This is a genomic window from Ruminococcus turbiniformis (assembly GCF_020687545.1).
Lineage (GTDB): Bacteria > Bacillota > Clostridia > Lachnospirales > Lachnospiraceae > Mediterraneibacter > Mediterraneibacter turbiniformis.
In genome coordinates this window covers 93,050-114,636 of sequence record NZ_JAJEQX010000009.1, presented here as the reverse complement: position 1 = coordinate 114,636, position 21,587 = coordinate 93,050, and the positions used below count along the sequence as shown (strand labels likewise).

20 protein-coding genes and 1 tRNA gene are annotated in these 21,587 nt (G+C 50.6%); 3 read left to right on the top strand and 18 right to left on the bottom strand.

Going from position 1 to position 21,587, the window contains the following annotated elements; all coding sequences use genetic code 11:
• Positions 1–145 precede the first annotated feature (145 nt).
• From LKD70_RS06920 to LKD70_RS06840, 17 genes are all read right to left on the bottom strand, one after another.
• On the bottom strand, positions 146–889 hold the full coding sequence (locus LKD70_RS06920; RefSeq protein WP_227707304.1) for a cell division protein FtsQ/DivIB: 744 nt from the start codon (positions 887–889) through the stop codon (positions 146–148).
• An 18-nt stretch (positions 890–907) separates the two neighbouring features.
• The gene (locus LKD70_RS06915) at positions 908–2,005 is read right to left on the bottom strand and encodes an FtsW/RodA/SpoVE family cell cycle protein (RefSeq protein ID WP_407690923.1); all 1,098 of its coding nucleotides are present in this window, start codon (positions 2,003–2,005) and stop codon (positions 908–910) included.
• 14 nt (positions 2,006–2,019) lie between these two features.
• Positions 2,020–3,411, bottom strand: a complete 1,392-nt coding sequence (gene murD, locus LKD70_RS06910; protein WP_407690924.1) for a UDP-N-acetylmuramoyl-L-alanine--D-glutamate ligase — start codon at positions 3,409–3,411, stop codon at positions 2,020–2,022.
• 11 nt (positions 3,412–3,422) lie between these two features.
• Complete coding sequence (mraY, locus tag LKD70_RS06905; protein WP_227707302.1) at positions 3,423–4,379, bottom strand: phospho-N-acetylmuramoyl-pentapeptide-transferase; 957 nt, start codon at positions 4,377–4,379, stop codon at positions 3,423–3,425.
• A gap of 76 nt (positions 4,380–4,455) precedes the next feature.
• Positions 4,456–6,180, bottom strand: coding sequence for a peptidoglycan D,D-transpeptidase FtsI family protein (locus tag LKD70_RS06900; protein ID WP_227707301.1), 1,725 nt, complete (start codon positions 6,178–6,180; stop codon positions 4,456–4,458).
• Positions 6,181–6,254: 74 nt separating this feature from the next.
• A complete protein-coding gene (locus tag LKD70_RS06895) occupies positions 6,255–8,255 on the bottom strand; it encodes a peptidoglycan D,D-transpeptidase FtsI family protein (RefSeq protein WP_227707300.1) in 2,001 nt (666 codons plus the stop codon).
• Positions 8,256–8,267: 12 nt separating this feature from the next.
• On the bottom strand, positions 8,268–8,813 hold the full coding sequence (locus LKD70_RS06890) for a hypothetical protein (RefSeq protein ID WP_227707299.1): 546 nt from the start codon (positions 8,811–8,813) through the stop codon (positions 8,268–8,270).
• Positions 8,814–8,897: 84 nt separating this feature from the next.
• A complete protein-coding gene (gene rsmH / locus LKD70_RS06885) occupies positions 8,898–9,833 on the bottom strand; it encodes a 16S rRNA (cytosine(1402)-N(4))-methyltransferase RsmH (protein WP_227707298.1) in 936 nt (311 codons plus the stop codon).
• 13 nt (positions 9,834–9,846) lie between these two features.
• Positions 9,847–10,284, bottom strand: coding sequence for a division/cell wall cluster transcriptional repressor MraZ (mraZ, locus tag LKD70_RS06880; RefSeq protein ID WP_227707297.1), 438 nt, complete (start codon positions 10,282–10,284; stop codon positions 9,847–9,849).
• A gap of 336 nt (positions 10,285–10,620) precedes the next feature.
• Positions 10,621–10,869, bottom strand: a complete 249-nt coding sequence (locus LKD70_RS06875; protein ID WP_227707296.1) for a hypothetical protein — start codon at positions 10,867–10,869, stop codon at positions 10,621–10,623.
• Between the two features lie 89 nt (positions 10,870–10,958).
• On the bottom strand, positions 10,959–11,804 hold the full coding sequence (locus tag LKD70_RS06870) for a DegV family protein (RefSeq protein WP_227707295.1): 846 nt from the start codon (positions 11,802–11,804) through the stop codon (positions 10,959–10,961).
• Between the two features lie 168 nt (positions 11,805–11,972).
• The gene (locus tag LKD70_RS06865) at positions 11,973–13,463 is read right to left on the bottom strand and encodes an FtsW/RodA/SpoVE family cell cycle protein (protein WP_320442587.1); all 1,491 of its coding nucleotides are present in this window, start codon (positions 13,461–13,463) and stop codon (positions 11,973–11,975) included.
• Positions 13,464–13,473: 10 nt separating this feature from the next.
• On the bottom strand, positions 13,474–15,354 hold the full coding sequence (gene asnB, locus LKD70_RS06860) for an asparagine synthase (glutamine-hydrolyzing) (protein WP_227707294.1): 1,881 nt from the start codon (positions 15,352–15,354) through the stop codon (positions 13,474–13,476).
• A 165-nt stretch (positions 15,355–15,519) separates the two neighbouring features.
• Positions 15,520–15,594: transfer RNA gene (locus LKD70_RS06855), tRNA-Pro, on the bottom strand.
• Between the two features lie 56 nt (positions 15,595–15,650).
• Entirely contained in the window at positions 15,651–16,691 is a 1,041-nt protein-coding gene (locus LKD70_RS06850; RefSeq protein WP_227707293.1) for a hypothetical protein, read from the bottom strand.
• 16 nt (positions 16,692–16,707) lie between these two features.
• Positions 16,708–18,153: an MBOAT family O-acyltransferase gene (locus LKD70_RS06845; protein WP_227707292.1), complete on the bottom strand. Its 1,446-nt coding sequence runs from the start codon at positions 18,151–18,153 to the stop codon at positions 16,708–16,710.
• A 36-nt stretch (positions 18,154–18,189) separates the two neighbouring features.
• Positions 18,190–18,477 (bottom strand): hypothetical protein, encoded by a 288-nt coding sequence (locus LKD70_RS06840; RefSeq protein ID WP_227707291.1) that lies wholly within the window; start codon positions 18,475–18,477, stop codon positions 18,190–18,192.
• 307 nt (positions 18,478–18,784) lie between these two features.
• On the opposite strand from LKD70_RS06840, the gene LKD70_RS06835 reads away from it, so the two are divergent.
• From LKD70_RS06835 to LKD70_RS06825, 3 genes are read left to right on the top strand one after another with little or no spacing between them, the layout of a single operon-like run.
• Positions 18,785–19,054, top strand: a complete 270-nt coding sequence (locus tag LKD70_RS06835; protein WP_227707290.1) for a spore coat associated protein CotJA — start codon at positions 18,785–18,787, stop codon at positions 19,052–19,054.
• Positions 19,051–19,395, top strand: a complete 345-nt coding sequence (locus LKD70_RS06830; RefSeq protein WP_407690922.1) for a spore coat protein CotJB — start codon at positions 19,051–19,053, stop codon at positions 19,393–19,395. Before LKD70_RS06835 ends, LKD70_RS06830 begins: the two co-directional genes overlap by 4 nt.
• 3 nt (positions 19,396–19,398) lie before the next feature.
• Complete coding sequence (locus tag LKD70_RS06825) at positions 19,399–19,995, top strand: manganese catalase family protein (RefSeq protein WP_227707289.1); 597 nt, start codon at positions 19,399–19,401, stop codon at positions 19,993–19,995.
• A 181-nt stretch (positions 19,996–20,176) separates the two neighbouring features.
• Here the strand turns inward: LKD70_RS06825 and LKD70_RS06820 are convergent, their stop codons facing one another.
• The gene (locus LKD70_RS06820) at positions 20,177–21,487 is read right to left on the bottom strand and encodes a S1C family serine protease (protein ID WP_227707288.1); all 1,311 of its coding nucleotides are present in this window, start codon (positions 21,485–21,487) and stop codon (positions 20,177–20,179) included.
• Positions 21,488–21,587 lie beyond the last annotated feature (100 nt).

Genomic DNA, 21,587 nt, shown 5'->3' with positions numbered 1-21,587 from the left:
TGGGAGCAGAAAGCATGCTTGCATGGTTTCTCTCCTGAGTGTTTCTATGGACTGAGCGCCTTCTTATGAGCAAAGCTGCGGCGTATGCCGCGGGAAGCACGCCAGTGCGGCTTTGCGAATGGCGCGGAAAACACGTACAGACGAACTATGCCGCCGGAACAAACCGGATCGAACCGGAATCCGGGTCATAGTTTTCCAGATGGAGCGTCCCCGGCGTGTCGGGATACAGTTCCAGAAGTTTCTCCATCACTGCCTGTGCCTGTTCCAGCTTCACATCGTAATCCCCGCTTCCAAGCAGCACTTCCACTCCTCCGAAAAAGAGGTGGATCGTTCCGTCCGCACAGGAGATCCGGTCCGGAGTCAGGCTGAACTTCTTCAGGCTTTTCGACACTTCGACAATCTTGTCGAAAACACTGTCGTCCTCCACCGGGAGAGCACTCCCGATCTCTACCTTTTCCGCGTCAAAGACAAGTCCCTCGATATAGGGCACTCCCTCCAGAACCCGGGGAGTGCGCAGCACCGCATTTCCGTTCCGGTCGAAATAGAGATAGGCGTTGTCATAATCCACATATCCGGCCATCTCCTTCTCTGTCACTTTCACACGGACCGTCCACGGATTTTTCAGCGACACATCCATGCTCTCCACCGCGGACGGCAGGTCTGCGTCTGTAAAGTTGTATTTGATCAGTATATATAATGTATTGAAAGAAAACTGGTCGTTCTGAATCCAGGATGTGATCGTGTTTTTGCTGTAATAGGAGTTTCCCTCCACCTCAAACGAGCGTGTGCGGAATAACAGCACACTCCCCGCAGCAAGGACAATCACCGCGAGAAAGACGCCCGCCACAACCGGCCATATCTTTCTCTTTCTGTGCTTTTTCTTTTTCATCCGTAAGCCTCCTTCGCATTACTCTGTCCGGCTTGACACACTGAGCACGAGTCCCATCTCCAGCAGAAGAAACAGAATCGAAGTGCCTCCATAGCTGATAAACGGAAGCGTGATACCCGTGTTCGGTATCGTGTTGGTCACCACGGCAATATTCAGGATGACCTGGATCATCATATGGGCCATCGCGCCTGACGCAATCAGTGCCCCCTTAAGATCCGGCGCCCGGGTGGCGATCACAAAAAGCCGCCAGATCAGGAGCAGAAACAAAAGGATAATGATCCCCGCTCCCACAAGACCGAGCTCCTCGCAGATAATCGAGAAGATCATATCATTCTGCGCCTCAGGCACAAACCCCAGCTTCTGCACACTGTTTCCCAGACCTCTTCCGAAAAGTCCTCCGCTTCCGATCGCGTAAAGCCCCTGGAGCGTCTGATACCCTTTCTCATAATTCTCCGGGTTGCGCCATATGGCGATACGCTCCAGCCTGTAACTCTCCATGGCGAGAAAGATAGCCATAAATGCAACCCCTGCGCTTCCCATCCAGATAAACTGAGAATACTTCGGACTCGCCACAAAGACCAGCACCACGGCAATTCCGAGAATGATAATGGCGGTGCTCAGATTGCTGGCCCCCACAAGCGCAACGATCGGAAGAACCGGGAGCATCATCAGGACAAGATACTTGAACTTTCCGATCTTTCCCGCATATCTGCTGACAAGACAGGCGAGAAAGAGTATCACAGCCACCTTAGCAAACTCCGACGGCTGAAAAGAAACCGGGCCCAAAGACAGCCATCTTTTGGACCCGTTGTATTCATCCCCGAAGAGCATGACTGCTACCGAAAGCGCAATCGCAGTCAGGTAGCCGGGAACTGCCAGCACAGACCACCTGCGGTAGTCGATGCCCGCCACAAACATCATTCCCAGAAGTCCCAGAAGAGTGGCAAAGCCCTGCTTTTTCAAATAATAAAAGGGATCGTGAAACTTCACGCTGCCGTTGTACGCGCTCGTGCTGTAGAGCACGACAAGACCGATCACAAGGAGAATCAGCACTACAGCGATCATCGTCTCGTCATACCGCCTCTTCTTTTCACTCTTCTTCCCGGAACGCTCCAAATAAAATCCACTCCCTACAGTTGGTTTACAAGCTCTTTGAATTTATCTCCGCGTTCTTCGTAGTTTTTAAACATTCCCCAGCTCGCGCATGCAGGCGATAAGAGCACCGCATCGCCGGGCTGTGCGTATTTCACGCATTTTTCAAAGGCCTCCTCAAACGTGTCGGCCATCACAATGTCCGTAAATCCGAGGCGTCTGGCAGTCTCGGCGATCTTCTCTCTTGTGGCGCCGAGAAGGACAAGCTTCTTTACTTTCCCGTCAAAGGAACGGATCCACTCGTCGTAGGCAGAATCTTTGTCATATCCTCCGCCAATGAGCACGGTCGGCCGGTTCATCGCCTGGATACCCTTGATTGCGGCATCCGGGTTCGTCCCCTTGGAGTCATTATAATAGGCAACTCCGTTTTTCTCCGCCACAAACTCAATCCTGTGCTCCACCCCTGCGAACTCTTTTAACGTCTTTCGTATCACATCCACCGGCACACCGTAGGCATAAGCCATCGCCACGGCTGCCATGGCGTTCTCATGATTGTGCGTACCCAGAATCTGAAGCTCACTTACGTCACACACGGGAATCTTCTCCCCGATCTCACAGATAATCTGCGTGCCGTCCAGAAATACACCTCTGTTAAGTTTACGCCGGCTGCTGAAATATAGAACCTGCGCCTTCACCTCTTCCGCGAACGCACGCAGCACCTCATCCTCGTAGTTTAGCACGCAGAAATCGCTCTCTGTCTGGTTTTCCGCAATTCTCTCTTTCGCGGCAATGTAGGCTTCCATTGTGTGGTGACGGTTCAGATGATCCGGCGTGATATTTAAAATCGCACTCACCTTCGGACGGAAAGAACGTACCGTCTCAAGCTGAAAACTGCTCATCTCCGCCACGATCACACTGTCCTCTGTCGTCTCCGGCACAACGCTTGTATACGGGTTTCCGATATTTCCGACTACAAACGTCTTTTCATTGTAGTTTTTCATGATCTGTCCCAGCAGCGCCGTCGTCGTCGTCTTTCCGTTTGTGCCCGTAATCGCCAGAACGTCGCCTTTTCCGCATACATAGGCCAGCTCAATCTCTCCCCAGATGGCAATGCCTCTCTCCCGCATCCGGTTTACAACCGGAAGATCCGTAGGAACGCCCGGGCTCATCACGGTCATGGAAATCTCATCCAAAAGACTCTCCGGAAATTCACCGAGAACAATCTCCGTCTCCCCCGGAACTTTTTCCCGGATTTTATCCGGATCAAGGCTGCCGTTCCCATCATAGAGCACCACATGCGCCCCCTCTTCCGAAAGAAGGCTGCATGCCGCCTCACCGCTGATCCCGGATCCGAATACAAGAACCTTTTTCCCTTTCAGATCCTTTTCCGTCAGATCCTCCGTACTTTTCACGCCATCTGTACTTTTCATATCCATCGTATCTATACCCCCATAAGTGCGATCAGGCTCAGAAGCGCCGTGATAACGGAAAATACCGCCACAACTCTTGTCTCCGACCACCCGCACAGTTCAAAGTGGTGGTGGATCGGCGCCATCTTGAAGATTCTCTTCCCGCCTGTCTTTTTAAAATAAGTAACCTGGATAATGACCGAAGCCACCTCTACCAGATAGATAAAGCCGACAATAATGATAAACAGCGGCATCTGGAGCATGTACGCGGTTCCTGCCACGAATCCGCCGAGCGCCAGAGAGCCCGTATCTCCCATGAACACGCTGGCCGGGTATACGTTGAACAGAAGAAAACCGAGCAGCGCGCCCACAACAGCGCACGTGATCGGCTCGATTCCACTGTCTGTTCCGATCGCCACCACAGTGAAAAACGTCGCCACAAGAACCGTCACACTGGACGCCAGGCCGTCCAGGCCGTCTGTAAAGTTGGTTCCGTTAACCGTTCCGATCACGGCAAAGAAAAGAACCGGAATGGCAAGCCAGCCCAGATCCAGATAATAGCCGCCGGAAAACGGCACAAGCATCGTCAGCGGAATATCCGCCACCATGACAATATAATATGCGAAAATCGCCGTCACCACGATCTGCAGCGCCATCTTCTGCATCGGCATCAGCCCGTCAGAACGTTTCAGCACTACTTTCAGATAGTCATCCAGAAACCCGATCAGCCCGAACGCAACCGTCAGGAAAAGCACCGGAATGATCTTCGGATAGTCCCTCACATAGAGAAGCGATGTCACAATCACGGAGATCAGAATAATGATTCCGCCCATCGTCGGAGTTCCCGCCTTCTTCAGATGAGACTGCACCCCGTCAGTACGCTCCGTCTGTTTCATTTTCAGTTTCCTGAGGAAAGGTATCACAACCGGCCCCAGCACAAGACTGATCGCAAAGGAGATCAGTACCGGGATCACAATATGACTGCTCATAAATTCACCTCTTCATCTCTTTCGTCTTAAAAAGATCTCTTCCTTTTTGAATATCTCATTTAGTATATACCATCGGTCAGTTTTTTTCAATCCCGAGATAGGGAAGCACATTGTCGTAGATATCCCGTAGCACGGGCGCCGCAATCGTTCCCCCGTAATATACGCCCTGGGGATCGTGGATGATGACCATCCCAAGTATCTGCGGATCATCCGCCGGGGCGAATCCGAGAAAGGAGGAAATATATTTGTTGGCGCTTCTCGGAAGGGTCTGGGACGTGGCCGTCTTCCCTCCGATGGAGTACCCCTCCAGATAAGCGTTCTTCCCGGACCCCTCCGAGACGACACTTTCAAGAAGCGTCTGCATTGTCTCTGATGTCTCTTTGGAAACAGCATCTGACTCCGTCTCATATTCCAGTTTTTCAACCGTATTCCCCTCCTCATCGAGCACAGCCGCGCCGATGTGGGGAGTCACCCTTGTTCCCCCGTTTATGATCGAGCTGACCGTCACTGCCATCTGAATCGGCGTAACCTGAAAGGACTGGCCGAATGTCATGGTCGCAAGCTCCACGGTACCGATATCTTCCTTTCTGTGCATGATCGTCCCGGCCTCCCCGGGCAGGTCGATATTGGTCAGTTTGAGAAGTCCGAATTTTTCAAAATACTCGTAAAACCGCTCCGCCCCCAGTTCCAGCCCGATGTCCATAAAAACGGGATTGCAGGAGTTCTGAATCCCCTGCACAAAAGTCTCCTGTCCGTGCCCTCCCACTTTGTGGCAGCGGATCTTTCTGTCCTCCACGATCCGGTATCCCGGGCAGTAAAACGTGTCGTCCAGAGAGAGCGTCCCGGCTTCCAGGCAGGCCGACGCAGTAATAATCTTAAAGACCGACCCCGGCTCATACGTGTCATTGATACACCGGTTTCTCCACATCTGGTTCAGCGCATCCTGAAGTTCTTCGTCCGTGAGAGACGAGGCATCCTCTCCTGTGTTCAGCGTAAACGGATCGTTCAGATCAAATTCCGGCACATTGACCATGGCGTAGATTTCCCCGTTCTGCGGGTTCATCAGGAGGATGGACACCGCTTCCGCCTGCTTTTCCTCCAGCACGTTCATGGCGGCCTGCTGGCAGTACGCCTGGATATTGTAATCCAGACTCACCTGAAGCGTGTCTCCCGCCACCGGTTCAATCCGGTCCTCCGCTACTCCCTCCAGCTCGATTCCCCGGGCATCTGTCACTGTAAGGATCATCCCGTTCGTCCCTTTCAGAACATCTTCATATTTTACTTCCAGCCCGATAATTCCCTGGTTGTCTCCTCCGGTAAAACCAAGAACACGCGAGGCCAGATCGTCGAAGGGGTAATATCTCTTATAGTCCTCATCCACCTTCACGCCGGCCAGGTCATATTCCCGGATCTTATCCCCTGTCTCCTTGTCCACATTCGTCTCTATCCTTTCCATGGAGGACACCTTTTCCACCTTTTCCCTCACTTCAGCTTCATCCAGTGAAAGTTCCGAGCTCAATACGCTTATGACCGTCTCCGGATCTTCGATCTGGCTGTGCACCACGGATATGGTGCATACGGTCCGGTTTGTGGCCAGTACAACACCGTTGCGGTCCACAATCTCGCCTCTGGCCGCCTTAATCTCCCTCTCCCTCTCGTGCAGGTCTTCCGCCAGCTCCTGATAATATTCCGCGTCAAAAATCATCAGATACACAAGCCTTCCGATCAGACCGGAAAGGATAACCACCGCACAGAGAAACACGACGAGTATTTTCTTTCTGTTGTATGTCCTGTTCTTCATAAATACAAAACAACCCTGCAAAATAATGTTGATAAAGCTTATTACATCTTTTGCAGGGTTATTCGTCTCTCTGACTATTCTATTGTTTCTCCTGTCGCCCAGTCGTCCAGATCCGGGTCGTAGCTCTCGTCAATGTAGGATCCGTCCGGATTGTCGTACGTCTCCTCATAGTTTGTATCATAATCCGTGTATTCCGTCGACCCGAAACTCGTCCCCTCTGTCTGGGTCGCCCCGCTCTCGGCTGTCGTCGTGATCCCGAGATAAGGGAAAGCCTCTGCCATAATCTTCTGGCTTAAGCCAAGTACAAGGGAACTGTCATCCTGCGCCGCAGTGTTCGGCTCGTCCACAACGACATAAATGACTACTTCCGGATTTTCCTGGGGCGCGTATCCGATAAAGGAAAGAAGGTAGTTTCCATTATTTCTCGGAAGTTTCTCGGCTGTTCCCGTTTTTCCTCCGATATCATATCCTTCCACCTGAGCACTCTGACCGGTTCCATAGTCAAGCACGGCCTTCATGTACTGCTTCACCATGGTCGACGTCTCCTCGGAAACAGTCTTGCGGAGAAGTACCGGGTCTTTCGTCTCAATGACATTTCCGTCCTCATCCTGAATCTCCTTTACCACGTGAGGTTCATAGTAGTAACCGCCGTTTACGAGAGAACAGAACGCTGATACCATCTGTGTCATAGTGACGTTGAAGTTCTGTCCGAAGGAGTTTGTCGCCAGATCGATCTCTGTCATATTTTCCGCCGAGTAGAGAAGTCCTGATGTCTCCGCCTCTCCCGGCAGATCGATTCCCGTGTACTCCCCGAAACCGAAAATGTGCTGATACCGGGTAAAGTTGTCGACCCCGATCACGCTGGCCATATCCATAAGCGCCACGTTGCAGGAATTTGCAATGGCATCCTGCACGGTCTCTGTCTGGTGGCCGTCCGCGTAGTGGCACGAGATAGACGTTCCGAGAACATCTTTCGCTCCGCCGCAGTAGTATGTCTCATTTCCCGTAAGCGTTCCTGTCTCCAGCCCCGCTGCCACTGTAAACGGCTTTGCGGTGGATCCCGGTTCGTAGGCATCGCTCACACAGAAGTTTCGCCACAGGTCGTTCATGGCATTGACCTGATCCTCATCCGACATGGCGTTCCACTCTTCATCTGTATAGAAAATGGACAGATCTCTCGGATTGTTCAGGTCAAAGTTCGGGTAGGACGCTTCGGCAAGAATCTCCCCTGTATTCGGGTCCATAATAATTACTGCCGTATTCTTGCTTCCCGGACTGTCCTCGTCCGCATGCTCCTGGTTAAATTCAAGAATACATCTCTCCACGATATTCTGGAGGGTTACATCGATGGTAGACACAACAGTATTTCCATTCTTCGCCGGTTTTACGGTTCTCTCCAGAGACGAGTCGGAGTCAAAGTACCCGTACTCTCTTCCGTCTGTCCCGTTGAGTACGCTGTTGTATGCGCTCTCTATACCGATCGCTCCCGAATTTCCCTCGTAGGTAAATCCGATCACATCGCTGGCCATGCTGCCGTAAGGATAGGTTCTCGTATAGTCATCCTCAAGCCAGATTCCCATGACATTCGGATAGTTTTCGTCATCGTTGTCGATCTCGTTGAACTTCTGGGCTGTCTCGTAATCGATCCCCTGCACAAGGATCTCGTAATGGCTCTCCGGGCTTTCCTCGATGAGTTCATCCACGACGCTCTCCTCGATGCCGAAGCACTCTTTGAGCACTGCCTTCGTGGGCTCGATATACTCGTCTTTGTCCGTCATGACCGCCACGTCAAGTATCACATTGTAAACACGCTCACTTGTGGCGATCTTTGTCCCGTTCCGGTCCACAATATCGCCTCTCTTGAAGGCGATCACTCGGCTGTCATAATTCTGCTGATCCAGCACGACCTTTGTGTAGCTGCTGCCGCTTGTTACATTAATCAGTGTAATTCTTCCTATAAGAACAGCAAAAACCAGTATTACTGCCATAAACAGCCCTACCAGTTTCCGCTGCATCCTGACCGGAAATTTCCTTGTCAGGAATTCAAATCTGTTTTTTTTCTTTCTTCCTGCCATATTAAATAATCCTTAATCCGAAGTGCTCTCCGACTGGGCAAGGATACCGCTCTCGGGGATATCACTGTACTGCTTTACATATCCTCCGGACGGACTGTCATACTCAATCACAGTTCCCTCCGACGCATATACCATCCCCATCTCATTCATCGCTTTCTCCCTCACCATCTCCAGATTGATCGAATCTGCCGCCGCGTTGTATGCGGTGTCATTCGCCTCTGTCAGATCGGTCAGCTGCTCCTGAAGCGCAGTCACATTCTCTGAGCGGCTTATCACGTCCGACTGAAGATTCAGATACAGGACGCAGACTGCCACCGCACAGATTGCTGCCAGTCCAAGAAACACTGCATACACCGGACTGATACTCATAGCGCGGTGTCTGTTTCTTGCCACCTGACGGCTTGTACGCCTTTTTGCAGGCGCCGGCTGCTCTTTCGGCATTCTCCGCGGAAGAGGCTCTGCCTGGCGCACAGCATTGCCGTACACGTAGAACCGGCTCTGATCGTTCCCCTTAAGATCAGCATGTCTTCGGTTGTATGTACTGGTTCTGTATGCCATAACGAAATGCCCCTTCCTGTTTTTGTGCCCCGCCGGGTTCTCCCCTCCCGCCGGGGCATTTATTTTAACTACTCCCTGGTTTTCTTACGCACGCTCAAAGATCCTCAGTTTCGCGCTTTTTGAGCGGCTGTTTGTTTCCATCTCCGCCTCTGTCGGCAGGATGGGCTTACGCGTCACCACTCTCCCTTTTGATGTCTTCCCACAGACGCAGACGGGAAAGCTGCTCGGACAGGTGCACGGATTCTCATTTTTCCGGAACGCGCTTTTCACAATCCTGTCCTCCAGTGAATGAAATGTGATGATGCAGATCCTGCCGCCCGGATTCAACATGTCGATCATGTCGTCCAGCGAATTTTTCAGCACATCCAGCTCATGGTTCAGTTCAATCCGGATCGCCTGGAACGTCCGCTTGGACGGGTGTCCCGAAGTCTTCCGGATTTTCATCGGAATGGCATGGCTTATGATTTCATTCAGCTGTCCTGTTGTCTCGATCGGACTTTTCTCGCGCTCCGTGACAATATGCTTTGCGATGTTCTTCGCAAATCTGTCTTCCCCGTAGTCCCGGATCACGCGGTAAAGTTCCGCCTCACTGTAGCCGTTGACGATATCTCTGGCCGTCATCTTCTGTCTCTGGTCCATCCTCATATCAAGCGGTGCGTCCGCCCGATAGGAAAATCCCCGCTCAGCCGTGTCAAGCTGATAGGAGGAAACTCCCAGATCAAGGACAATGCCGTCAACTCTGTCAACGCCGATCTCATGGAGCCGCGGCTTCATATCACAATAATTGCTCCTGATTATCGTGACCTTCTCCCCGAAGCCTTCAAGGCGCCTTCCCGCCGCTTCAATGGCGTCGGCGTCCTGGTCTATACCTATAAATCTCCCCTTGCTGCCAAGCCGGCTGCACACCTCAAAGGCATGTCCGCCGCCTCCCAGCGTGGCATCCACATAGATGCCGTCCGTCCTGATGTCAAGCCCGTCCACCGTCTCGTAAAGCAGGACGGAAGTGTGACTAAATGCCATATTCTCCTCCCAGTCAGATCCTGATTCCTATGGACTCCATGCGCTCTGCGATTGCATCCAGGTCTTCTTCGCTCACCTGGCTTCTCTCCTCCCAGAGTGCCTTGTCCCAGATCTCAACGCGGTCCTGAACTCCCACCAGGACTACGTCCTTGTCCAGATGCGCTGCCTTTCTGAGCGACGGCGGGACAAGAACTCTCCCCTGCTTGTCGAAGCTGCCCTCAGAAGCACTTCCGAAGAAATAGCGCTTGAAGATTCTGGCATCCTTGTTCATTCGTGGTAAGGTTTCAAGTTCAGCGACGAATTTGCTCCACTCATCCTGGGAATAGACAAAAAGACACCCTTCCAGCCCGTTGCATATCACGAAGCTGTCACCGAGATCATCCCGCAGTTTTGCAGGGATGATAAGTCTGCCCTTTTCATCAATCGTATGGTTAAACTCTCCCAGTAACATTTGGAATCCTTTCTCTCAGGGTGAGCCTCCACATCCCCCCACTTTGTTCCACTATCCACCACTCTTTACCACTTGACACCATTCTAAACCACCACACCCCCTTTTTCAACCCCTTTTTTTGATTTTTTTGTGTCCGGACAGGCCGGAAATTTCTTCCAGGAAATACAAATCTGCGCAAAAAAAGAACATGTAGAGTACAGATTTCCATCTTTCCTCTACATGTTGTGTTTTTTAATCATTTTCTGTTTTCAGGCTTTTTCCGGTACAGTTTCCGCTTTTGCTCCGTCCCCGTTCTCATACAGAGTTTTCACTGTTCCGCGGTTTCACAATATCTCATTATTCCGCTGCATCCGCGTTAAGGCTGCTGAAATAATCCGTAATCGAATCGTAGTTCACTTCCGCAACCACACGCTCTTTTCCGGATTCATACATATCATACGCGGAAAAGCCAAGCCAGCCGACCAGTGCCAGTGCGACAACCGTAAGAACTGTCTTGCGGACAACACTCATCACTTTCTGCCTGTGCATGATCTGTTTTCTGTTCGCTTTTTCCTTTTTATAGCGGTCAACCTTTTCCTGACTCATTGTTTCAGCTCCTTTCACTCATACGAAAAAACTGCCACCGGCAGCATTCCCGCACGCCATGACATAAAGACAGTTTAACACAATCTCCGTCAGAGCACAACAATTATTCCCCCATCATTCGCATACATTGTACTGATTCCGGCAGTATCCACAATAAAACTGTCCTTCACTTTGATCCTGTCAACGATCATCCGCTCCACTTCCCTTGCACGTTCCGCACAGTTGCAGTGGGCAATGGCCAGTATCTTCTTCTCCGTCTGCATTCCTTCCCTAGCAATCTGCTCTGCCATTTTCGCAAGAGCTTTCCGGATTCCTCTCGCCTGCCCCAGCTGGCAGATCGTCCCCTCAGGGGTTGAGCCCATCACAGGCTTGATGTTCAGGGCGCTTGCCACAAGCGACTTGATTCCTGTCAGTCTCCCGTTTTTGCGAAGCGTATCCAGGTTCTCCAGCACAAAATAGGTATGCTGCTCTTCTATATAATCCTCCACCCGGCGTACGACCTCATCAAACGGAAGTCCTTCCTCTTCGCACTCCTGAATCTTCAGTGCAATCAGAGTTTCGCCGACAGATGCCGATCTGGAGTTGAACACGTGAATCTGCACATCCCGGTTCTTCTCTTCCTCGAGAAAGAGGCTTCTTCCAAGCTGAGCGCTGTTGTAGGATCCGCTCAGTTCCGCGGAAAGGGTTACCGCGTAAACACGCTTCGCCCCTCCTTCAAACAGTTCCATGTATTTCTCCGGCGACGGGCAGGATGACTTCGGACATTCCGGACTTGCCGCCACCCGGCGCAGAAAATCTGCCTGATCAAATGTATGATCATCTACAATCGTATCTCCGTCAACTTCCATGCTGAGTGAAGCCGTTACATAGATCCCGCTTTCTTTCATCCTGTGCGTCAGCTCTCCGCAGCTGTCCACAACTATTCTGTAATCCATAAAATCCCTCCCGAAGCAATATTCAACGTTCTCACTCACCGCCTGACGTGGGCGGGAGTTATCTCTATTCAATATATTGAAAGCCTCTTCATGTAGTTCTTAATACCACATATGACTATATCATATATTTTCACAAAGGGAAAGCATTTTATGTGAATTTTCTGTTTTCTATTCTCCCTCCAGCTTAATCCTTCTGGAAATGCCCAGCGCAATTCCCATCTCCGCCATAAGAAACAGAATCGCGGTACCTCCGTAACTGATAAATGGAAGCGTGATACCGGTTGTCGGGAGAAGCCCGGTGACAACCGCAATATTCAAAATAACCTGAAGCGCAATATGCGCGAATATCCCCGCCGCGATCAGGGAGCCGTAAAGATCAGGCGCGTTCTGCGCGATAAACATCAGGCGGTAAAGCAGGATTCCGAAGAGGAGCAGGATAATAAGCGCTCCAAACACTCCGAGTTCCTCACAGATGACAACGAGGATCATATCGTTCTGGGCCTCCGGGATCACACCAAGCTTCTGGGTACTGTTCCCAAGCCCCTTTCCGAAAAAGCCGCCGCTTCCGATTGCGTACAGTCCCTGCATAACCTGAAAGCTTCCGTCATCCGCCGTCGCTTCCGGATTCAGCCATGACAGAATTCTCTGAATTCTGAAGTTATCCGTGTTCGTCGCAACGACCGCCAGTATGGCGATTACAACCACCGCAAACGCCAACGCTCCCGCCGCAAACAGAAGAAACGGCTTTGTCTTCGGATGAATGACAAAAATCAGTATACAGGTGATTGCCATAACGATAATCGACGTACTTAAGTTGTCTGTCAGAATCAGGACACCTCCCGCCGCCGCCGCGCCGAATATGAAAACCCGGATAATTCCTTCTATAGTATATGCTTTTTTCCCGAGCCTGCACAGCTCATAGGAGATGAACAGGATCACGGCGATCTTTGTAATCTCCGCAGGCTGAAGCGTCAGGTTGCCCGGAAGCTGGATCCACCTTCTGGCACCGTTTACCGTTACGCCCAGCGGCGTCTGAACAAGTGCCATCAGCACAATCGATACAGCAAAAATCTCAACGGCAAAAGCGCCGTACAGATGATAATCGATTCTCGCGACAATAAACATCACCACAAATCCAAGCACACCGATCAGCGCCTGCTTGGAAAAGTAATACATATCGCTCCCGAAATCAACCTGGGCCTCATAGGCGCTTACACTGTACAGCATCACCAGACCGAAACACATCAGGAAAATGATAACAAACAACAGATCGTAGTCAAAATACTGCGCTTTTTCCGCACCTTTTGCCCTGCTGCGGGCAATCACTCTCCCCAGGCTTGACTGCCGCGGTTTTGCCGGGCGGACCGCCTTTCGTTCCGGTGCCGGCCGCGGGGTACGCAGAACCCTCTGTCTGTCGCGGATCGTTCTCTGATATTCCTCATACCCGGAACGTATACCGGATGATCTCCTGTTGTTTCCCGTACCTGTCCTGTAGCGGGCCTCTGCGGTCCGCATGGGCCGGGTATCCGACAGAGATGCCCTGTACTGCTGCTGCCTCACAACAGGCATGGGCTGTGTGTCCCCGATTCTGCCGCTTTTTCTGCTCTTACCTGTGCTCTGTTCGCGCCGTTTCACCGGCCTCACAGTTCTGCTTCTCATATTCTATCACCTATCTTGCGCTCATGGACGGATGCATCGGTTTGCCGTGTTCAAAAAACCGGTCATACCACACGAGGAAAATATATACGGTCCAGATCTTCCGGCTGTCATCCGTCTTTTCATTCGTATTTTTCCCCGCCTTATGGTCATCCAGCATTCGGATCAGCATATCCGTGTTAAAAAACTTCTTTGCCGCAGGAGATAAAAACATCGCTTTCACTCTGTTATAGTATTTTTCCTCCTTAAGCCATACGCGGATCGGAATCGGGAATCCCAGTTTCTTTTTCTCAGCAGTCTTGCTGCGGATGCACCGCTCCGCCGCCGCGCGCAGCGCCACTTTTGTCTTCGGTGCCCTCACCTTGTAGTCAAGAGGCAGCGTCTGTGCCAGTTCCAGCACTTTCTTATCAAGGAAAGGCACCCTCACTTCGAGAGAATTTGCCATTCCCATCTTGTCCCCTTTCATAAGGATATCATGGACAAGCCAGAGGTGGAGATCCACATACTGCATTTTCGTAACCGGATCTTTGCCCTTTACCCGGTCGTAAAGCGGCCTGGTCACCTTCTGGATTCCCGGTCTGCATCCGTTTTTCAGAATTTTATTTGCCTCTCTCTCGGTAAAGATATTCGTGGCATTGGCGAAATATCTTTCCTCCAGAGTCTTTCCGTGGCGCATGAGGAATCCTCTGCCCTTCATTCCGCGGGGAAGGCAGTACTCTGCGAACTTTCCGAGAAGCCGGCGGATTCCCAGCGGAATCCGGTTAAACGACGTGTGTTCCAGCGGCTCACAGTAGATGTTGTACCCGCCGAACAGCTCGTCCGAGCCCTCTCCCGAGAGAACAACCTTGACCTTTTTTGCCGCCTCCTCACTGAGGAAATAGAGCGCGATCGCCGCCGGATCCGCCACAGGCTCATCCATATAATACTGGATATCAGACAGTCTGTCCCAGTATTCGTCCGGCGTGATCACTTTCGCGTCGTTCTTCATATTGATGCTCGCTGCAAACTCCTTCGCGTCCCGGATCTCGCTGTATTTCCCTTCGTCAAACCCGACCGTAAACGTGCGGTCCACCTGTCCCAAATACGTGAGATAACTGGAATCAACGCCGCTTGACAGATAGGATGCCACTTCCACGTCACTGATCTTGTGCTTCTCAACCGATTCCTTCATGACAGCTTCCACATCGTCCACAACTTCTTCAAACGGTTTTGTGCAGTCCCCTGTAAAATCAGGCTCAAAATAGCGTGTGATCTTCATCTCCCCGTTTTCGTAGACAAAATAGTGTCCCGGCTGCAGGCAGAACACGCCTTTGAAGAACGTCTCATTCGTGGGAACGAACTGGAAAGAAAGATAATTTCCCAGGGCGTCCTCATTAAAAATCTTGTCAAATTTCGGGTGCTCCATAAACGCCTTGATCTCGGAGGCAAACATCAGCGTGCCGTTCATATGCGCGTAATAAAACGGCTTGATTCCGAAAATGTCCCTTGCTCCGAAAAGCCGTTTTTTCTTTGTGTCCCAGATCACGAACGCATACATGCCCCTCAGTCTGTCCACGAGGCTCTCGCCCCACTGCTCAAAGCCGTGAATGAGCGTCTCGGAATCCGTATTCGACACAAACGTATGTCCTGCCTTTACCAGCTCTTCTCTCAGTTCCTGATAGTTGTAGATCTCTCCGTTAAATACAAGAACCATGCTCCGGTCCTCATTATAGAGGGGCTGGTCGCCCACAGCGGAAAGGTCAATGATGCTGAGCCTGCGAAAGCCCAGCGCGGCGTCTTCATCTATATATTTTCCCTCGCTGTCGGGTCCTCTGTGAATGATCGTATTCATCATATTGACAAGGACCTGTTCCCTGTCTTCTGTCTCTCCGACATATCCTGCGAATCCACACATACTGATGTCTCCTTTTCATGTGGTATAGAACTGTCCAGACAATGTCCGCCGAAAACCCCGGCGGTAATAACAGATAAGGAACCAGGTTCGGTAAATCCTTCTTTACCTGAGCTGATTCCTTATTGCAATGACTGAACCTAATTTATTGTTATCCTTCACGGATCATCGGGGTGACAGGATTCGAACCTGCGACCTCACGGCCCCCAGCCGTGCGCTCTAACCAAACTGAGCCACACCCCGCCGACTAATACATTATATATAATTTAGTCTGAATTGTAAAGGACTTTTTTGGGAAATCACTCCGCCACCCACGTCTGGTAGTCAAACGTTTCCACGAAATCTTTGAACTGTGCCAGTTTTTCCTTATACGTCTCTGCAGACAGCTGGTACTCTCCCTCTTTCATCCAGCCGATCATTCTGGAGTTAATCTCCGGACCGTAGTGGTTGTAATCTTTATAGAGATTCAGGTCGGTCACAACCTCTTCCACTCCCTGGAAATTGAACAGCTTCACATTGTCATATTTCAGCAGCTCGCCTTCCGCGTATTCCACCACATCGAGAATACTGTCCAGGTCTCCGTAATTCAGCCTCATATTCCACCACAGCAGAGAGTACGGCGGCAGGAACACATAGAACGTCGTCTCCGGATGTGCTTCTATGGCCGGAAGGATATTTTTCCCAAGATTGAGCCTGGCATTTTCCAGATAGTAAGGATACGGGGTCGGCTCACCGCGATAGTTTATGTCCCACCCCACTGACTGGAGCGCACTTTCTTTTGAAAAGCTGCCTTCCCACATATATGCGTCGTCGATATCCGGCACTGTCCCGAGAAGGTTATCCTTCATATAATGATATGTATTGTCAAACATGACCGCTTTATTCAGAACATAGTTTACATCATTGAAAATATTATCGTCATACAGATACTCCGGAAGAGGAAAATAATAGTTTCCGAATGTATCAATCAGGGGGTCAATGTCCAGCCCCATGAACACATTCTTAATCTGCCTGCCCTCAAACGCTCTGTCAAACATCTCCTTATAGCTTCCGGTGCGCACCGCGGAGTAGGTAAGTTTCACGGTGTCACAGTCAAATGTCTCATTAAACTCCGAAACCCTGAAATTCTGAGTCATACTGGAGCCGATCAGCACAGAGTCGTACTCAAAGCGCTCCGCAATTCCCGGGTTCTGATATCTCTCGTCATTTATAACCGGCTTAAGCCCCTTAAGAGGCGCGTGATAGTGAAAGAAGGGATCGATAACAATGATCGTCAGCGCAAAGACAACGAGAAGCGCCGCTGCAGTAATCAGAGTCCTTCGTATAAATTTGCCGTACATATATCTTCCAGCCTCCCTAGAAATTGACATAGATAAATGAGGTGACGCCCGAGAACGACACAACGCACCACACAAGCAGCACCGCACACAGAAGCGACTTTGCCGCTGTAGGCTTAAATGTTTCAAGTTTTTCCTGTGTGTTTCTCATCACCAGCACACAGATGGTGACAGTCACAGCCGCAGCCGGGAGGATCATCGCCGCCAGAGCCGGATGGACAGCTCCGAGAAGATCAAGCACCATCTCAATTTCAGGGAGCAGCACTGCCGTTGTCATCTCCGCCGGGGGCAGGCCGAACTGACATTTTACGATCGTCTTTATCACAGTGAACGCATCGTTCAGCGTAGCCGCCCGGAAGAAAATCCATGTGAAATTGATGAACGCAAAAAACAGAATCCAGCACGCAGTCTGGTTCATCTTCTCAATTTTCGTCCGGAACATCCTTGTGATCACACTGGCCGCGCCATGAAGAAGCCCCCATATGACAAACGTCCAGCTTGCTCCGTGCCAGATTCCGCTGACCGCAAACACACACATGACATTTATATATGTCCGAACCGTTCCTTTTCTGTTTCCGCCCAGCGGAAAGTATATGTATTCCGTCAGAAACCTGGTAAGAGAGATATGCCACCGTTTCCAGAAATCCAGAATATTCGCCGCTTTGTACGGACTGTTGAAGTTGATCGGCATATCCAGATTCAGCATTTTTCCGATTCCGAGCACCATGTCCGAATATCCGCTGAAATCAAAATAAATCTGGAGCGAATAGGACAGAACGGCAAAAAGCGCACTCGTCGTATTTAAGCTGCCCACATTGTTAAATCCCGCATTGGCCACAGCTGCAAACGTATCCGCGATCAGCACCTTTTTTCCAAGCCCGAGAATAAACGCGTAAAGACCCTTCGCAAAATTTTCCGCGTTAAAAGCCTTTCTCCCGGAGTCCCTCAGCTGGGGAATCAGCTCGTTGTGCCTTACAATCGGTCCGGAAATCACATATGGGAAAAAGGAAACATACAGCGCGTATTCCATAAGGCTATACCCGTAATTCCGGTTTCTGTATACATCTACGATGTAGGAAATCTGCTGGAACGTCATAAAACTGATTCCGATGGGAACGATCATCTCCACAAGAGTAACTCTTCCGCCGATCAGCCCGCTGATATTTTCCAGCACAAAATTCAGGTATTTGAATACGCCCAGCAGAAGCACATTGAACAGAATCCCTGCCGCAAGCCAGACTTTTGACTGCCTGTGCTCAAGGATCCTTCCCATGGCGTAATTGACCAGTATGCTTCCCGCAATGACCGGGATACTTTTTATCTCAAAAGAGCCGTAAAAAACGGCTGACATCAGAAGCAGAAAGAACTCTGACAACCGATATTTCCCTGTGCGGTTGATCGAGTAATAACCGATTAATACAATCGGGAAAAAAACCAGTATAAACAGATATGAATTAAAAAACATGATGCCCCCCAGCAATTCTTCTCATTCTCTTCTAATCTAAGCCGGACACTGGTTTCCCAACAGCTCTGATAACTCTTCCACCATCAGCTTTTCTGTTTTCTCAGCGCTGTCCTGATTTCCGGCTCTCACAGAAATATATATTTTGAGCTTCGGCTCCGTTCCCGAAGGCCGTACAACTACCGAGCATCCTTCCTCGAGGAAAAACTTAAGCACATCCGACTTCGGGAGTCCATCCAGACCTTTTGAATAGTCCAGCATCTTCTCTACCTTTCTTCCGCCCACACATTCCAGACCTTCACGGAATTTCTGCATAATCTGCTGCATACGGGTGAATCCGGCAGAACCTTCAAATTCATAAGAATGCAGTGTGTTCAGACAGTACCCGTATTTCCGGTACAGCTCGTCTAACTTTTCCAGCAGAGTTTTTCTTCACCTCTTCACAGTCGTCTTATACCATTCCAGACAATACACTTCCGTCTGACTTCAGCTAATATATCAGATTTCTCATTTGTCACGGATATAGTATAGCAGAAAAATATCTAAGAAGGAAGAGGAAAGTATGTTCCGCACATCCATGAAAAAATCCCATAATATAATAAGGAATTGCCCGTTATGAAAGGAAGTATCTCAAATGGCAAACTGTCAGAATAATATGCGCTGTATGCGCCGCACCGGATCATCTGCCGCTCCGTCTGATTCCGCATTCCGCAGTCAGACCGGCCAGGCGCCCGGCTGTCCGGACACACATGATCTTTTTCCGCCGGATATGCCCATCGCCATGGCCTATGTACCGTGGCAGCAATGGAGAGACCTCTATGAGCCATGTAAAGCTCTTGAGCGCGGAACGCTTTTTATGGAACTCGACAAACCGTTTCTCGGGAAAGGAGGGCGGACCAGATGAACCCGAACATGTATCAAAATATGAATCGGAATACCGGCCGGAATACAGGCCAGAATATGGGGCAGGTTCCGGATCACAGCATGATGAACCGCAGACAGCTCATGGATCATATCAATCAGGTGAGCTTTGTAATAAATGAGATAACCCTGTATCTCGACACCCACCCCTGCGATACCGAAGCACTGGAATATTTCCGCGAGATGAGCCGCCACCGCAGCCAGGCACTTAAAGATTATGCCGAGTCCTACGGACCGCTCACAGTTGACACAGCAGCGGATTCCTGCTCTGACCGCTGGAGCTGGATCAACGAGCCGTGGCCCTGGCAGGAAGGAGGATGCTGATTTATGTGGAATTATGAAAAAAGACTGCAGTATCCGGTAAAGATCACGCAGACAAATCCGAAAATTGCTCAGATCATCATCACCCAGTTCGGCGGGCCGGACGGCGAACTGGCAGCTTCCATGAGATATCTGTCGCAGAGATATACGATGCCTTATAAGGAAGTCACCGGAATACTGACAGACATCGGCACAGAAGAACTTGCCCACATGGAAATGATCTGCGCCATTGTCTATCAGCTCACAAAAGATCTCACGCCCGAAGAGATCGAGCGCTCCGGCTTCGCACCCTACTACGTGGATCACACACTGGCACTCTGGCCCCAGGCCGCAAGCGGAACACCCTGGACAGCAACAGTCTTCCAGTCCAAAGGAGATCCCATCACTGATCTCCACGAGGATCTCGCCGCTGAACAGAAAGCCCGGACAACGTACGACAATATCCTCCGTCTTGTCAAAGATCCGGAGATATGCGACCCGATCCGTTTCTTAAGGCAGCGGGAGATTGTTCACTACCAGCGTTTCGGCGAAAGTCTGCGCCTTGTCCAGGACCGTCTGGACAGCCGCAACTTCTATGCCTTCAATCCGGAATTTGACAAATAGACGCTCTGAACCGTCCTGTAGGCAGCACTCATAAACGGCAGCCGGAGTACCGGGCAGATCCGGGCTTTGGCCTGCCGCCAGCCAAAAAGGAACCGGCAGTCTGTCAAAAGATCTGCCGGTTCCTTTTACCGCTTTTATTCAAGACTTTCAGGCTCTTCCCGTCCGAATTACGATTCGGACTCTATTTCAAAGTGACATCAATCGTCTGTTCCTTATATTCTCCATTTGTCTGAGGCACCTGAATCGTAAGTGTCACTGTCTCGCCCTTCGCATAGTACTCAAGCTGCTGCTGAAGAGCTTCCATACTGTCCACAGTACTTCCGTTGATTCCGGTAATAATACATCCTCTGGTCATTCCGGCCTCTTCCGCGCCACCACCGGCTGTGATCTCCGTCACATACACGCCTGCCGGCATATCAATCTCCTGAGAGAATGCATCGGAAACGCTGATCCCTGTAATTCCGATCATGCCCCGGTCTTCCTCAGATACCCTCGTCTTTGTCTCCTGGTTCATCAGACTCTGAATCAGTTCGCTCACATCGCTGATCGGAATTGCATATCCGATTCCCTCCACCGTATCACCGACCTGCTTTGATGAATTAATTCCAACCACTTCTCCGTTTACATTCACCAGAGCGCCGCCGCTGTTTCCGCCATTGATCGCCGCGTCTGTCTGAATCAGTTCCACTCCGCTCGACTGTACTTCCCCGGTCTCACTGTTCGTTGTTGTAACCTGCCGGTTCAGAGCACTGATCACTCCTGTTGTAACGGACTGGCCGTATCCAAGAGCATTTCCGATCGCGATAGCCGGCTCTCCTACTTTCAGTGCTGTTGAATCACCAAGTGTAGCCACCTTGATCTCATTGCGGGTGCTATCCGGTATGGCAGACATCTGGACAGCAATCACAGCCACATCATAGTTGGAATCTGTGCCCTTGATATCCGCCTCCACGCTCGTCTGGTCACTAAAAGTAACGGTCAAAGTATCACTTCCGGAAACCACATGGTCATTTGTCACAATCATCAGCTCAGACTCATTCTCGCCGATAATAATTCCCGTTCCGGCACCCTGGCTCGTCCTCTCATAAGACTGGCCGAAGAAATTCTGTACCTCCTCAACAGACATACTTGTTATAGATACAAGAGAAGGCATGACCTCCTCCACGACATCCGAGACATCCGATGTCACAACACTGGACGACCTGGAAAGAGTGGATCCGTTATTTACCTGTCCGGAGGTCGTCTCCGATGACTCCGCCGCCCCGCCGAGGCCAAGCAGTCTGCTTCCGATCACATTTGAAGCAAGAAAAACAGCACTTGCAACCACACCGAACAGAATGGCAAACCCGGTAACCGCCACTGCTCTCGGCACTCCTTTGCGCGGGCGCTTTCCGCCTCCGCTTCCGGATGTATTATGATCCTGTCCGTCGGAAAATCCTCCTCCATATTGATAATTCTCATTTGGATTATAGTAATTATACTGATTATCCATAAATTTACCTGCCTTTTAGTCTTTTCTAAGTTATATGCCCATCATATATGTGCTTTGTGATAAAACTGTGTACAATCAATAAATAATTGTTGAAAAAGAG